This is a genomic window from Herbaspirillum frisingense GSF30 (assembly GCF_000300975.2).
Taxonomy (GTDB): domain Bacteria; phylum Pseudomonadota; class Gammaproteobacteria; order Burkholderiales; family Burkholderiaceae_D; genus Herbaspirillum; species Herbaspirillum frisingense.
On record NZ_AEEC02000001.1, the window covers coordinates 250154 to 263452 of the forward strand.

The 13299-nt window shown below is 54.2% G+C and carries 15 protein-coding genes and 1 tRNA gene; 13 read left to right on the top strand and 3 right to left on the bottom strand.

Annotated elements, in window-relative coordinates; genetic code table 11:
• Positions 1–204: 204 nt before the first annotated feature.
• The 10 genes from rpmH to HFRIS_RS01180 all read left to right on the top strand — a co-directional run bounded on the left by rpmH (position 205) and on the right by HFRIS_RS01180 (position 8236).
• Positions 205–342 (top strand): 50S ribosomal protein L34, encoded by a 138-nt coding sequence (gene rpmH, locus HFRIS_RS01135; protein WP_006461360.1) that lies wholly within the window; start codon positions 205–207, stop codon positions 340–342.
• Positions 343–368: 26 nt separating this feature from the next.
• On the top strand, positions 369–782 hold the full coding sequence (gene rnpA, locus HFRIS_RS01140; protein ID WP_081626806.1) for a ribonuclease P protein component: 414 nt from the start codon (positions 369–371) through the stop codon (positions 780–782).
• 6 nt (positions 783–788) lie between these two features.
• Positions 789–1130: a membrane protein insertion efficiency factor YidD gene (yidD, locus tag HFRIS_RS24650; RefSeq protein ID WP_077236227.1), complete on the top strand. Its 342-nt coding sequence runs from the start codon at positions 789–791 to the stop codon at positions 1128–1130.
• Between the two features lie 16 nt (positions 1131–1146).
• Positions 1147–2862, top strand: a complete 1716-nt coding sequence (gene yidC, locus HFRIS_RS01150; protein WP_006461363.1) for a membrane protein insertase YidC — start codon at positions 1147–1149, stop codon at positions 2860–2862.
• 152 nt (positions 2863–3014) lie between these two features.
• Complete coding sequence (mnmE, locus tag HFRIS_RS01155; protein ID WP_006461364.1) at positions 3015–4415, top strand: tRNA uridine-5-carboxymethylaminomethyl(34) synthesis GTPase MnmE; 1401 nt, start codon at positions 3015–3017, stop codon at positions 4413–4415.
• A gap of 326 nt (positions 4416–4741) precedes the next feature.
• Positions 4742–5335 (top strand): nitroreductase family protein, encoded by a 594-nt coding sequence (locus HFRIS_RS01160; protein ID WP_006461365.1) that lies wholly within the window; start codon positions 4742–4744, stop codon positions 5333–5335.
• Between the two features lie 109 nt (positions 5336–5444).
• A tRNA-Asp gene (locus tag HFRIS_RS01165) sits at positions 5445–5521 on the top strand.
• Positions 5522–5772: 251 nt separating this feature from the next.
• Entirely contained in the window at positions 5773–6243 is a 471-nt protein-coding gene (locus tag HFRIS_RS01170) for a DUF6538 domain-containing protein (RefSeq protein WP_152486596.1), read from the top strand.
• Between the two features lie 156 nt (positions 6244–6399).
• Positions 6400–7476 (top strand): site-specific integrase, encoded by a 1077-nt coding sequence (locus tag HFRIS_RS01175; RefSeq protein ID WP_006461367.1) that lies wholly within the window; start codon positions 6400–6402, stop codon positions 7474–7476.
• A gap of 64 nt (positions 7477–7540) precedes the next feature.
• Positions 7541–8236: a hypothetical protein gene (locus HFRIS_RS01180; protein ID WP_006461368.1), complete on the top strand. Its 696-nt coding sequence runs from the start codon at positions 7541–7543 to the stop codon at positions 8234–8236.
• 33 nt (positions 8237–8269) lie between these two features.
• Here the strand turns inward: HFRIS_RS01180 and HFRIS_RS25115 are convergent, their stop codons facing one another.
• Together HFRIS_RS25115 and HFRIS_RS01190 are read right to left on the bottom strand one after the other, a co-directional pair.
• Positions 8270–9235, bottom strand: a complete 966-nt coding sequence (locus tag HFRIS_RS25115) for a hypothetical protein (RefSeq protein WP_152486598.1) — start codon at positions 9233–9235, stop codon at positions 8270–8272.
• Positions 9236–9307: 72 nt separating this feature from the next.
• Positions 9308–10534 carry an IS256 family transposase gene (locus HFRIS_RS01190; protein WP_006461370.1) on the bottom strand — a complete coding sequence of 409 codons (1227 nt, stop codon included), beginning with the start codon at positions 10532–10534 and terminating at the stop codon, positions 9308–9310.
• Positions 10535–10756: 222 nt separating this feature from the next.
• Here HFRIS_RS01190 and HFRIS_RS01195 point away from each other — a divergent pair, with 222 nt between their 5' ends.
• Both HFRIS_RS01195 and HFRIS_RS01200 read left to right on the top strand, forming a co-directional pair.
• Positions 10757–11407, top strand: a complete 651-nt coding sequence (locus HFRIS_RS01195) for a hypothetical protein (RefSeq protein ID WP_006461371.1) — start codon at positions 10757–10759, stop codon at positions 11405–11407.
• Between the two features lie 81 nt (positions 11408–11488).
• Positions 11489–12178, top strand: a complete 690-nt coding sequence (locus tag HFRIS_RS01200; protein WP_152486599.1) for a hypothetical protein — start codon at positions 11489–11491, stop codon at positions 12176–12178.
• A 68-nt stretch (positions 12179–12246) separates the two neighbouring features.
• Here the strand turns inward: HFRIS_RS01200 and HFRIS_RS01205 are convergent, their stop codons facing one another.
• Positions 12247–12678, bottom strand: coding sequence for a hypothetical protein (locus HFRIS_RS01205; RefSeq protein WP_006461373.1), 432 nt, complete (start codon positions 12676–12678; stop codon positions 12247–12249).
• Positions 12679–13026: 348 nt separating this feature from the next.
• Between HFRIS_RS01205 and HFRIS_RS25120 the strand changes: the two genes are divergently transcribed.
• A complete protein-coding gene (locus HFRIS_RS25120; RefSeq protein WP_152486600.1) occupies positions 13027–13242 on the top strand; it encodes a hypothetical protein in 216 nt (71 codons plus the stop codon).
• The last annotated feature ends 57 nt before the right edge of the window (positions 13243–13299 follow it).

The following is a 13299-nucleotide window of genomic DNA, read 5'->3' on the forward strand; positions in this document are numbered from 1 at the left end:
GTTTCAGTTGCAGGTCGCCCGATTACCCCGGTAAGCCAGGCCGCCAGCGACAGAGGCCAACAAATGGTGTCAGCGATGCAGGGGCTGCCGGCTTATATGGCGGCAGGGCATCGGTGATGCGGAACAGGCACACCGAAAGCGGTTCCAGAATTCCGATTTATTTTTGCTGTTTGCTCCAAGGCAGCCCAACTTAGCGAGTCCAACATGAAACGTACTTACCAACCTTCCGTCGTGCGTCGCAAGCGTACCCATGGTTTCCGTGCCCGTATGGCAACCCGTGGCGGCCGTGCCGTGATCAACGCCCGTCGCGCCAAGGGCCGCAAGCGTCTGGCTGCTGTTTAAGCCAGGGCATTGCGCTGCCGTTTCGAGTGACGGACGTCCGCTCACCGCTTCCAGCACGTCAAGCAGGCGACTTCCCACGCGATCGGCGAATCGTTAAAACGGATGAGTTTTCATCCGTTTTTCGTTTGCGCCCCGTGTATCGTACCGAGCACTTCGTGTTGTATGCGCGCCGTAACAGCCTGCCGCAGGCCCGCCTTGGCGTGGTCGCGGCCAAGCGGCTCGCGCCGCGTGCCGTGACCCGCAATACGATCAAGCGTGCCACGCGCGAGCTGTTCCGCCAGGCCGAATTGCCCGCCGTGGATTGCATCGTGCGCCTGTCGCGCCCGGTCAATACACGCAAGGATCCGGCCCGCAGCGCCAGCGTCAAGGCCATTCTGCGGGCCGAGTTGCTGCAGTTGTTCGCCTTCTTGCCGAACGCGCCGGCATTTGCCAGGAAATAGGAAGTGATGAAAACGCCTTTGCTCCTGCTGTTACGTGCCTACAAGCTGGGAGTAAGCCCGTTCCTGGGGCAGAATTGCCGTTTCTATCCCAGCTGTTCCGACTACGCCGCCGAGGCGGTGCGCGTACATGGCGCGCTCAAGGGTAGCTTCCTGGCCGGCAAGCGCCTGTGCAAATGCCATCCCTGGCATGCCGGCGGACTGGATTTCGTGCCGGGTTCGGCCGAAGCGCGGGTGCATGCGATGAGCCAGTCTTCCGCGTCTTCTCCCGATTTTCCGAATACTTCGTCGCAGCCCCCGGCTGCGCGGGTTTCTCCCCCTGTGGCCGCTGACGGTTGCAGCCACTCCTGAACTCATCAATACGCATATGGATATCAAACGTACCGTCCTGTGGGTTGTATTCTCCTTCTCCCTGCTGCTGCTCTGGGATAGCTGGATGCGCCATAACGGACATCAGTCGATGTTCTTCCCGTCGGCCACCCCGACTCAGGAGCAAGCCGCCGCCAATCCGGCCGCACCCACCGCCAGCCCGACCGGTTCGCCTGTCCCGCAGGCAGGTACGCCGGCTCCGGCCGCTGCCGGTACCCCTGGCGCAGTGCCGGGCGCGGACGGCAATGCCGTGGCGACCAAGGGCGAAACCATCACCATCACGACCGATCTGGTGAAGGCCAGCATCGACACCGTCGGTGGCGAACTGAAGCGCCTGGAACTGCTCAAGCAGCCGGACGTGGTCGATCCGACCAAGAACGTGGTGCTCTTCGATTCCGAGCCCGGCCATATGTACCTGGCCGAGTCGGGCCTGATCGGCGGCCCCTTCCCCAACCACAAGACCATCTTCACCGCCCAGCCGGGTCCGCGTTCGCTGGACAACGGCAATGAAGTGCAGCTGGTGCTGGTGGCCGACCAGGGTGGCGTGAAGCTGACCAAGACCTACACCTTCAAGCGCGACAGCTACCTGATCGACGTCAAGCACACGGTGACCAACGCCACCGGCGCGGCCATCAATCCCTCGCTGTACCTGCAACTGGTGCGCGACGGCAACAAGCCGGGCGGCGAGTCGCACTTCTACAGCACCTTCACCGGGCCGGCCGTCTACAGCGACAGCGAACACTTCGAAAAGCTGGACTTCGAGAAGATCGCCAATGGCAAGCAGCAGCACGTGAACAAGGCCGACAACGGCTGGATCGCGATGGTGCAGCACTACTTCGTCTCGGCCTTCATTCCGCCGGAGAAGGCCCAGCGCGACGTCTTCAGCAAAAAGGTTGGCGACAACCTGTATGCGGTCGGTTCCATCCTGCCGCTGGGTACCGTGGCGCCCAACGCCAGCGTGACCATGGACAGCCAGCTGTACTCCGGCCCCACCGTCTCCAAGACCCTGCAGGCCATCGCCCCGGGCCTGGACCTGGTGCGTGACTACGGTCACCTGACCGTGATCGCCGAGCCCATCTTCTGGCTGATGACCCACATCCACAACCTGGTGGGCAACTGGGGTTGGACCATCATCCTGCTGACGGTGCTGATCAAGCTGGTGTTCTTCCCGCTGTCGGCTGCCAGCTATCGCAGCATGGCCAAGATGAAGGCGGTCTCGCCCAAGATGCAATCCATCCGCGAACGCCACAAGGGTGATCCGCAGGCCATGAACCGCGAGATGATGGCGCTCTACAAGACCGAGAAGATCAACCCGCTGGGTGGCTGCCTGCCCATCGTGATCCAGATCCCGGTGTTCATCGCGCTGTACTCGGTGCTGCTGGCATCGGTGGAAATGCGTGGCGCGCCGTGGCTGGGCTGGGTGCATGACCTGACCGCACCGGACCGCCTGTTCGGCACCATCCCCTACTTCAACATGCCTATCGGCCTGCTGCCCATCATCATGGCTGCCTCGATGTTCCTGCAGACCAAGCTGAACCCGACCCCGCCGGATCCGGTGCAGGCCAAGGTGATGATGTTCATGCCGCTGGTGTTCTCGTTCATGTTCTTCTTCTTCCCGTCCGGCCTGGTGCTGTACTGGGTGACCAACAACATCCTGTCGATCGCGCAGCAATGGGTGATCACCCGCAATATCGAGAGCGGCAAGACCAAGTAAAGCTGGTTCCTGCAGGCCATCAAAGGAAAAACCCGTGGATTCCACGGGTTTTTTTTCGGTCTTACGCTCCCGTCGGGTTTAACATTGACCCTGCCGCCGGCCCGAAGGGGGGATCCGGCGTGTTTTGATCACACAACAACAAGTAGACGCAGATGACTTTCGATTCTTCTCCCATTGCCGCCATCGCCACCGCACCCGGACGCGGCGGCATCGGCGTGGTCCGCATTTCCGGCAAGAACCTGGCACCGGTGATCCGCGCGGTATGCGGGCGCGACAGCCTGGCGCCGCGCCACGCCACCTACCTGCCTTTCCTCAACGAGGACGGCAGCGCCATCGATCAGGGTCTGGCGATCCATTTCCCGGGCCCGCATTCCTACACCGGCGAAGACGTGCTCGAACTGCAGGGCCACGGTGGCCCGGTGGTGATGCAGATGTTGCTGGCACGCTGCGTCCAGGCCGGCGCCGAGATCGGCCTGCGCCTGGCCGAACCGGGTGAATTCACCCAGCGCGCCTTCCTCAACGACAAGATCGACCTGGCCCAGGCCGAGGCCGTGGCCGACCTGATCGAAGCCACCACCGAGGCGGCTGCCAAGTCGGCCTCGGAGTCGCTCTCCGGCGCTTTTTCCAAGGTGATCCATGAACTGGTCGATCAGGTCACCCGGCTGCGCATGCTGGTGGAGGCCACGCTGGACTTCCCCGAGGAAGAGATCGACTTCCTCAAGCAGAGTGATGCGCGTGGTCAACTGGCCACCATCCGCAGCACGCTGGAAGATGTCTTCCGCCATGCCGCCCAGGGCGCCCTGCTGCGCGACGGGCTCAACGCCGTGCTGGCGGGCAAGCCCAATGTCGGCAAATCCTCGCTGCTCAATGTCCTGGCCGGTTCGGACGTGGCCATCGTCACCCCCATCGCCGGTACCACCCGCGACAAGGTGACCCAGACCATCCAGATCGAAGGCATGCCGCTGAACATCATCGACACCGCTGGTATCCGCGAGGCTGGCGCCGATGGCAGCGGCCCCGACGAGGTCGAGCGCATCGGCATCGAACGCACCTGGGCCGAGGTGGCCAAGGCCGATGTCATCCTGCACATGCTGGATGCCGACCGTGGACCGACACTGGAAGACGAAAATATCACCGCCCGTTTCCCCGAGGGCGTGCCGATCATCCGCATCTGGAACAAGATCGACCGCTCCGGCCACAAGCCCGCAGTGGACCAGATGCCCGACGCCACCCATGTCTACCTGTCGGCGGCCGAAGGGCAGGGCGTGGAGTTGCTGCGCGGCGAACTGCTGCGCATCGCCGGCTGGCAGCAGACGGTGGAATCGCGCTACCTGGCACGTGAGCGTCACCTGCTGGCCTTGAAGGCGGCCGATGAGCACCTGGCCCAGGCCGCGGCCCATGCGGCACTGGACAACGAGGCCGGCGAGCACGCGCTGGACCTGTTCGCCGAAGAGTTGCGGCTGGCGCAGGAGCGCCTGTCCAGCATCACCGGCAAGTTCACGCCGGATGACCTGCTGGGCGTGATCTTCTCGCGCTTCTGTATCGGCAAGTAGGTGTGGCACCGATGGGGACAGGGATGGCGCGGGTGCCATTCCTGACAGATTCCCCACAGTCCACTGCAGAATTGCAACGAATGTTACAGCGTGTAAAAAGCTTGGAGGCGGGAAGAGAGCATCGTTATTCTGAAGTTCCTCCCCCTCCAATTCATCACCCCTGAGAATTGGATTTAACCCGCCGCCGCAAGGTGCGCGGGTTTTTTTATGGCTGGCGCGGCCATGCAGCCGCCACCCCCTTTGCTGCCCTGCACGAAAAAGGCGGCGCTGCTAATATGCCTGCTGCCTGAATTCATCCCTCAAAAACAACTTCACAGGAAAAGAGCATGTCCGCCAATCCGCGTAACGCCGACTACCCCATCGATCCGCAATTCCTGAACCGCTGGTCCCCCCGCGCCTACAACGGCGCCGAGATTGCCGAAGAAACCGTACTGACCTTCCTGGAAGCCGCCCGCTGGGCGCCCTCCGCCTACAATGCCCAGCCCTGGCGCTTCGTCTACGCCCGTCGTGGCACTCCTGCATGGGACAGCCTGCTGGGCCTGCTCAACGAATTCAACCGATCCTGGTGCGCCAACGCGTCGGCCCTGATCGTTGTGCTGTCGCGTACCGTCATGCTGCCCCCTGGCGCGACCGAAGTCGTCCCGGCCCCGACCCACTCCTTCGACACCGGCTCGGCCTGGGGCTACCTGGCCCTGCAAGCCTCGCTGTCCGGCTGGCATGCCCACGGCATGGCCGGTTTCGACAAGGACAAGGCCCGTACCGAACTGAACGTACCGGCCGAATTTTCGGTGGAAGCCATGGTCGTCATCGGCAAGCTGGGCGACAAGTCCGTCCTGCCGGAAGGCCTGCAAGCCCGCGAAGTCCCCAGCCCGCGCGAACCGCTGTCGAAGCTGGCATTCGAAGGCAAATTCAAGGCGTGAGCCTGACCGTAAAATATTTCGCAATTTTATGAAGAGGGGCTAGCTTTTTGAAAAAAGCTCTCCTATAATAGCGTTCTTTCAGCAAGCAAAGACAGCTGAAACGGTTTTAGGAGTGGTAGTTCAGTTGGTTAGAATACCGGCCTGTCACGCCGGGGGTCGCGGGTTCGAGCCCCGTCCGCTCCGCCAAATAAAACGCCCCGTTCGTAAGAACGGGGCGTTTTTGTTTTTGCGCAGCAAAAACCTGCGGAGTGGAGGGAGCCGCCTGCGCGGCTCCCGGCGGGGCGAGAAGGGAATCGCTTGCAAGCGATTCCGCGGCCTGCGCATGTGTAGGAGAGCCCCGTCCACTCCGCCAATTAAAAGCCCTGTTCTACGAACAGGGCTTTTTCTTTTCCCCTTTCCCTCGGTGATCCATTGGGGTGGTCCATTCGACCTCTCTAATGCGTATTCCAACCTACATTCAACGCTCTCGACACGGCATCTTCTTTTTCCGTATAGTTGTACCAAAGACACTTCGGGGAAAGTTCGATGAGCAAGGGGAAATCAAGCGTTCTCTTCACACACGCAACCTGCGTGACGCCATGCGGTTTGCTCGGCCATTGGCAATACAAGCTCTCGACCTTTTCGCAAGTTTGGGAGGCGTCATGAGTCAGCCGCCTAACATTCACGATCTTCTTGCTAAGGCCGATGCCGGAGACTTGCAAGAACTCAAATCAATTCAGGCGGTGACGCTCCCTAACGGCGTGCATCACTCGTTTACTGTCGAAGCCGAATCGACCGATCCCGACGAGTTGGCGGCTTTCAAAGCAGTAGACGATCAGAATATTCAAAAGATTGCTGGAATCGTTCAGCAATATCACCACGCTCACCCGCAGCAACCGTTATCTCCCGAGGCAGCAGCTTATATTTAGCGTCAGGACGAAGAATTAAGGCAATTTGCGGCTTCGTTGAAGTGGTCTGCTAAATCCCCTCAAATTACGCCCCGAGAGCCCTCTGAGGCAGTCCTAGCTCGGCCTGCGATACCCGGCAATACGTTATCGCTTCGCTGGCAGGAATATGCGGTGCAAATGACAGGGGCAACGTGGGGGACCTCTCGTACGGCCAAAGCGAATCAGCGGATGTTCGACCATTTTCAAGCCTGGCTGAAAGAGGACGTTGATCTGTCCCAAATCACACGAGAAACGATCAATCGCTTCATCCATTACCTTTTGACTGAACGGGAAGTAGAAGCAGGCAAGCGAAAAGGCCAGAAAGGGCTGGATCAGCGGTCAGTCGATAATTACACGTCGGTTCTGAATAAGCTTTTGATGTGGGCACAAAACAAGGGCTATTTCCCTAGCGAACAGCGGCTTCCCACTGCCCAGCAAGCCCTCGTCAGTAAAAAAGTACGTCGCAGCCGGGCGGAGCGAGCGAATCCGCCTTATACGCTCAATCAGTTGCAGAAACTGTTCAATCCCAAGCAATTCAGTCCGAAGCTTCCACATCACTTCTGGCCACCGTTGATTTCTCTGTTCACCGGGGCACGTCGGCGGGAGATTGCTCAGCTGCTGCTTTCCGACTTCCTGTTTGAGGACGGAATTCACGGCCTGTCGATCAATATTCTGGAAGACGATGACAAGAGCGTGAAGAGTGCTGCGGGAATTCGTACGATTCCTCTCCATCCGGTTTTGATCGAACTGGGGCTGCTGGAATACGTTGAGGATGTCCGAGCGTTGGATATCGGACCGGAGTTATTTCCTGGTATTGGGATCACGATTGAAGGCGAAAAGGGGAACGCCGTAGGGAATGCATGGGGACGACACGTCGCCAAAACGTTGGGCGATGAATCTCGCAATCCCACCTTTCACTCTTTCCGTTCGACCGCTTTGCAGGTGATGAAAAAGAACAAGGTCGGCATTGAGATGCGATGCCAGTTAGCCGGACATGAATTCAGTCATGTGAGCCAGGTGTATGCCCCCGACCGTTATACGTTGAGGGAGTTAATGGAGGAGGGCATTCCGAAATTTGTGTACGACGGCTTGGATTTGTCCGAACTGAAATGCGTGCGAGGTCAATTCGACCAGCATAATCGCAAATCCACAGCACTTCGAATTCGTCGAGAAAAGATCATCGCACGGCGAGAACAGCGGAAAAAAGAAAAGTAAAAACGGGCTGCGGTGATGGGGCTCAATGGACAGAAGATATCTACATTGAAAAGAAAACCAATACATGGAAATTAATTTTGAGCCTCACATTTGCGTCTATCTGGACGTTTTGGGAGGAGCGACTATTTTCTCTAACGCCGATACAGATAAAGAGACCGCCGAAGAATTTTTGCAGTGCATTCTAGATTTCGAGAATCGACTGAACGGAATTCGTCACGGCAAGAAAACTGTCGTTAAGACTTTCAGCGATAACATCTTTGCTGCCATACCAATTGAGGCAACGCCTACTATCAGCACAAAGGAGTGGGTAGGCTATTTTCTTCATGAGGTCATCCAGCAGATCAAGATGATTTTCCTCTTGTCTGAACTCCCCATCCGAGGTGGTGTGACGATAGGAAACCTCTTCATCAATGAGCGTGCCATCCTGGGGCCAGCGGTGCCACGAGCAGTTCATTTGGAAGAGATGGAAGCGAAGTATCCCCGTGTTGTTGTCGATAAAAGTGTTCTCGATTTGCTGCCCCAATTTAGAGGCTTTGAATTGGAAGAGCATCCGATGATTTATCGGGGAGAGGATAATGTTTCTTCGCTAAATTACTTGGGGCTAGATTCTTATTTGCTTAAAAAACACGGCGAGATCATCCAACAGAAGATTCTTGAATTTTCAAATAACGAGCGAATTCTCCCCAAATACAAATGGCTTGAAAAATATCATTTGGCGATGGTTGAGAAAATGACAGGAATGAATCTCGTGATACGTTGAGATGAAGACGATGTTCCGAATTGCATCGACTCATTATCGATACGATGAAATAGGGGACTCTCTTCTATAACGTTGGCCATCGAACTTAAAGGTATCGGATGCTCTCACTTTCCCATCATAATCAGCGACGTCAGCCTTGAAGTCATTGGCAGAGTCTAGAAACATCAGATTCTCTGGCCCTGGAACCCCCTCTCTGCGTACCTCAATGTCATGAAAACCCATCGTCGTGGGAATGATAGATATAAGTCCTGTCCAGCCATTACCTTCCGGATATCCTTGGCCTGTCAGTAGATTGAAAATCTCTTTAAACGAGTCGCCCACGCGTGCATGTATAGAGGTAATGGTGACGGTCCATCCCTGGGCCATGTCGCCATATTCCATAACGACGGCATACTTCTCTTCGCCAATGACCTTGATCCTTAAATCTGGCGGCTTACCCCAAGAGCCAGCTTTATACGCGGCGATGTCGTAGATTTTTAGGTTCCAGCCATCCTCTAATTTCACGAATTCAAAGAAGCTAAGGTACGGAGCACAGGCGTGGCAGGCCAAGTCCACAGTGATGGTACTGAATACGAGAACAATTTCTTCTTTGAGTTTGTAGGTTTGGAAAAATTGGCCAACAAAATCATGGTCAAAAGGGGGATCCATATCAGATGCCAGTGTCTTCCAATCGGCACTTTCTAAATGATCTAGACAAATTCTCTTCGCATCATCAAGATTCCATCGCCCGGGAATATCGACTGGTTTGTTTTGGGAATGCACCAACATGTAGTTATGATTTATGTTGTTGGTGATGGTGTTGCTTCCAGAGACAGAACCGATTTGAACACTATTATTTCCAGCTGTCTGTTGTACGGAATGGGACGGGATTTTCTCAGAAATTTTCTTCTTCTTTTTCTTCGATTGGGTTATTTGGACGACCAAAGCAAGGGCCGCAATTCCGGCACCGACGATTCCAGCGACCCAAGACCATGGTTCAAGACCTGACGGGATATTCATGCTATTAGACCTATCTTCTTGTTTTCATTGAAGGATGGGCGTGACCGAATTTTTGTGTAAACGGGATTTCGTTTAATTCGTAGAGATACGTTCACCGAACTGGATAGTAAACCGAGTCAGTGCAGCTTTCCAATCGCTGATGGGCAGCGTCCACTTTTTACTGATGTTGCGCAGGGCCAGGAAGAAGAGTTTAACCAGTGCCTCGTCGCTGGGGAACGAGCCCCGGTTCTTGGTCAGCTTGCGCAAACTCATGTTGACCGATTCGATGGCGTTGGTCGTGTAGATGACCTTGCGAATTTCCGGCGGATAGTCGAAGAACGGAATCAAGCGAGGCCAGTTGCGCCGCCAGGATTGGCCGATAGGTAGATACTCCGCATCCCATTTCTCTTCAAATTCACCGAGTCGAAGTTCTGCCTCTTCGGCGGTGGCCGACTGGTAAATTAATCGTAGGTCCGCAGCGACTTCCGGGCGCCGTTTCCACCAGACGTAGTTCAGACTGTATCGAACCATGTGGACGATGCACAGTTGCACTGTAGTCTTCGGGAACACGGCTTCGATGGCATCCGGGAAGCCCTTCAAGCCGTCAACGCAAGCGATGAAGATATCCTGCACGCCAAGATTGCGAAGCTCGGTGACGACCTGGAGCCAGAATTTGGCACCTTCCGTTTGCGCCAGCCACAGCCCCAGCACTTCCTTCTCGCCGTCCATGGTGATGCCAATAGCCAGGTAGACGGCTTTTACGCGCACCGTTCCCTCACGTACTTTGACATGGATGCAGTCCAGATAAACGATGGGGTAAAGTGGGTTCAATGGCCGGGCTTGCCATGCCTTGACCTCGTCGACGACGGCGTCAGTAACCGACGAAATCAGGCTCGGCGAAACCTCGGTACCGTACATCTCTTCCAAGTGTGCCTGAATCTCTCGGACCGTCATGCCTCGGGCATACAGCGAAATAATCTTGTCGTCGAATCCCGCCCAACGCGTCTGATGCTTGGTCACTAGCTTCGGTTCGAAGCTGCCATGACGGTCACGGGGAATTTCAATCGGCAGCTCGCCAAATTCGCCCTTGAGCGTCTTGCGACTCTTGCCGTTTCGAGTATTGCCTGTGTCATTGGCAACGCTCTCATGCTTTCCATGACCGAGGTGCTCGCTCAGCTCGGCTTCCAGCGCCCGCTCCACCAACACCTTGGTCAGATGTTTCAACAGGCCTACTTCGCCTATCAAATCCTCGGGATTCTTGTAATTGGCTAGCAAACCAGCCAGTAGTTCTTCGGGTACGTCGTGTTTCTTTTTACTCATTGTGGCTCCGGACAAGGCGACAGTTTCCTGCCAATAATCCGTTTACACAAAATTATGTACAGGCCCCATGCTTGGGCGTACTTATGAGATATCCTGATTTAGAGACTTTCTGTCGGCAGGAAGGTCGTCTGGATTGGCGGAGTATGGGGCATTGATGCCGCAAATACGAAGTGGTACTTCATACCAGGATGGTTACATTACGAGAAAAAGAGGGCGACGAAAATGGATTCAAACATTGTTTACGTTAAGTGTCTGAACGAAGATCGTGGCATTGGAGATTTCTTTAAAGACCTCTACAAATATGGAACGGTGAGTAGTCGGGACTTCGCTTGCACTCGAATGGATGAAGCTGCAATTAGAGACATATTGCGAGCGTACATTTCGAAAAACGGCATTTCGTCCCTCTTTCATTTCTCACTCACCTGCGATGCGGTGCTTCATCCTGGAATTCATGTGGACGAGATTGAGGAAGTAATTCTTGGATTTATCAAGAGCCTCAACGGAGTCAAGGATCTCCTAGTCATCGATCCGTACTTTTACTCAGAAGATCCAGATTGCGTTTCTTTGTTCGGAAGAATGATGGCCGAGATTTCGAGTGATCTTGAAAGCGTGACGTTCTTCACGAATGGAAAGAGCATCTCCAAAAAAGGAAAGATGCACGCGGTTTTGAAGCAGCAACTTTCGGCCGTGAAAATTAACGACGTGATTACCGACGAATTCCACGACAGATTCTGGATTGATCCGGATCGCCGAAAAGGAGTGGTAATGGGAACTTCCCTTAACGGAATCAAGAAGAAGATCGCATTGATCGATCATCTATCGTTTGGCGACGTCAAGCAAATCGCAGAATTGGCTCTTCCTTTGATCCCTTGAAGCAGCAGAGGTTTTTTGGTCGAAACGAGGGAGAAAATTCAGATGGAATCACAAAGCAAGATAGAGGCGTAAATGAGGGAAATGAAGTTTCGTGACGCGATGGATTACCTTCCCGGTGTTCAACCGATTAAAGCCCGCCAACTCATCTCAGTTTGGCAGGGGGAAGCAATTGATCACCATTTGTTTGCAAAGAAGAAGTCTGTTAAACCATATGTCGTCTCTGCGGGCTCTCTCAGTTTTTCAGAGGATGACCTGAATGAGCTGATTCACAATGACGGGTTCAGTGCTAGCACCATCAGCCCTAAGGGGGCCGGATTGCTTATCAGGCTTTACGAAGAGAACATCCTTCCGATCAAGGGAAAGGCAGGCCCCGTTTCAGAGGTTTTGATTGCGTATGCGAGCGAAGGTCAGACTTTTTCAGATCTTCGAAAACTACGGGTCGAGACGGAGCGACTGAAACGTGAGGTAGTGATCAAGAAATTTGAAGATCTGGATTCGATCAGTGATTCTGATTTTTCATACACTTTTTTAGATCAACTGTTTTTCCATCATAAAAAGATAGGAATCGGATTTTCTGAATTGGTCGTTGGCGGAATCAAGGTCACGAAATACGTGAGCAAGCATTACAGCAATTCACGTAAAAATTTCGACTATGCAATTAAATACAGTGGTACAAAGAATGATGGCACACCCTTCGTATATGAAAAGCCAAGCCGCTATGCCGAGAACAGAGGGAATGATCCAGAGAGAAACTGGGGCCTTCCTGAGTGAGTAAGTATAAAGAGCCATAAAAAATGCCTGGAAAATCCAGGCATTTTTTATGGGGAATCAGCAAAGAATTAACGCAGATTGAACATGACACTCAGGCGTTGATACCAATTGTCCATCTCTTCCTTCGAATGAAAGCGTACTTCGACGCGTGGGTCCGTCATTGAACGGGTCTTAATGAAGAGGCGGTTGTGAGTGTCTTTCTGCCTGATCATCCCCCATCCATTCCGGGTCGTTACCGTGTTCCAATTAGTTTCAACACCTGTGACATCGTAAGTATTGAGAACGAAAGGCTTTCCAGCAGAGTAGATCAGCATTTTCTGGGCATTGGTGTCGAGCCCTATTATGTTGCGGTACTGTTGATCAAGATGTAATCCGTGTTGTTGAATGAGCTCTTGCCAGATACTGCTGCTTGCTCCGGTCGCATGGAAAATTTTTCCTGACCGTTTCAACCACATAAAAACAATCGCTGTTAAGCCTGCAATAAGCAAAAAGCCTGACATCTATTTTTCTCCCATATGCAATCTCCCCAAAATTGCGATTTCATGTAGGCGAGCAGGGGGAGTGGCCGCAATTACGGTCAAAATTGTGGCGCGGCAAATGTAGTAGAGAAATAGTGTCTTTTAGCCTTTTTACATCACTCAAAAGTTGATGGGAGGAAGGATTTATCATCTTCTTCTCCTTCGGCCAGATCCATGAGACTTGTGTTAGAATGACAATATGGACTAGTGTAATTCCGTTGCCACCCGGAATTTAGTCCTGCCGCTCCAATTCCATCCAGTCAGTTTACGGAAAATGGCCCGGAAGTAGCGAGCACTCAGAATACGGTGGCACGTAGTGAGCAGAAAAAGTTGGAAGTAGCTCCATCAAATCCTCGCAATGTCGGCGAGCAATCCTCAGGCGTCAAAGTTGGGGGACGTTCGAAAGTCACAAAGCTGGATACACAATTCACTGTCGATGGGGAGATGAGCATGAAGAAAAAAGGTCTTGGTTTTGGCATTACCTTCAAGAAGTTTGTAGCAGGATTTACCGCAGTTGTAGCAACGAATATGAGTGTTCTTCCGTAAACTGATTGGATATAAAAAACCCGCAAGTCGACCTTGCGGGTTTTTTTTCGTCTAGAT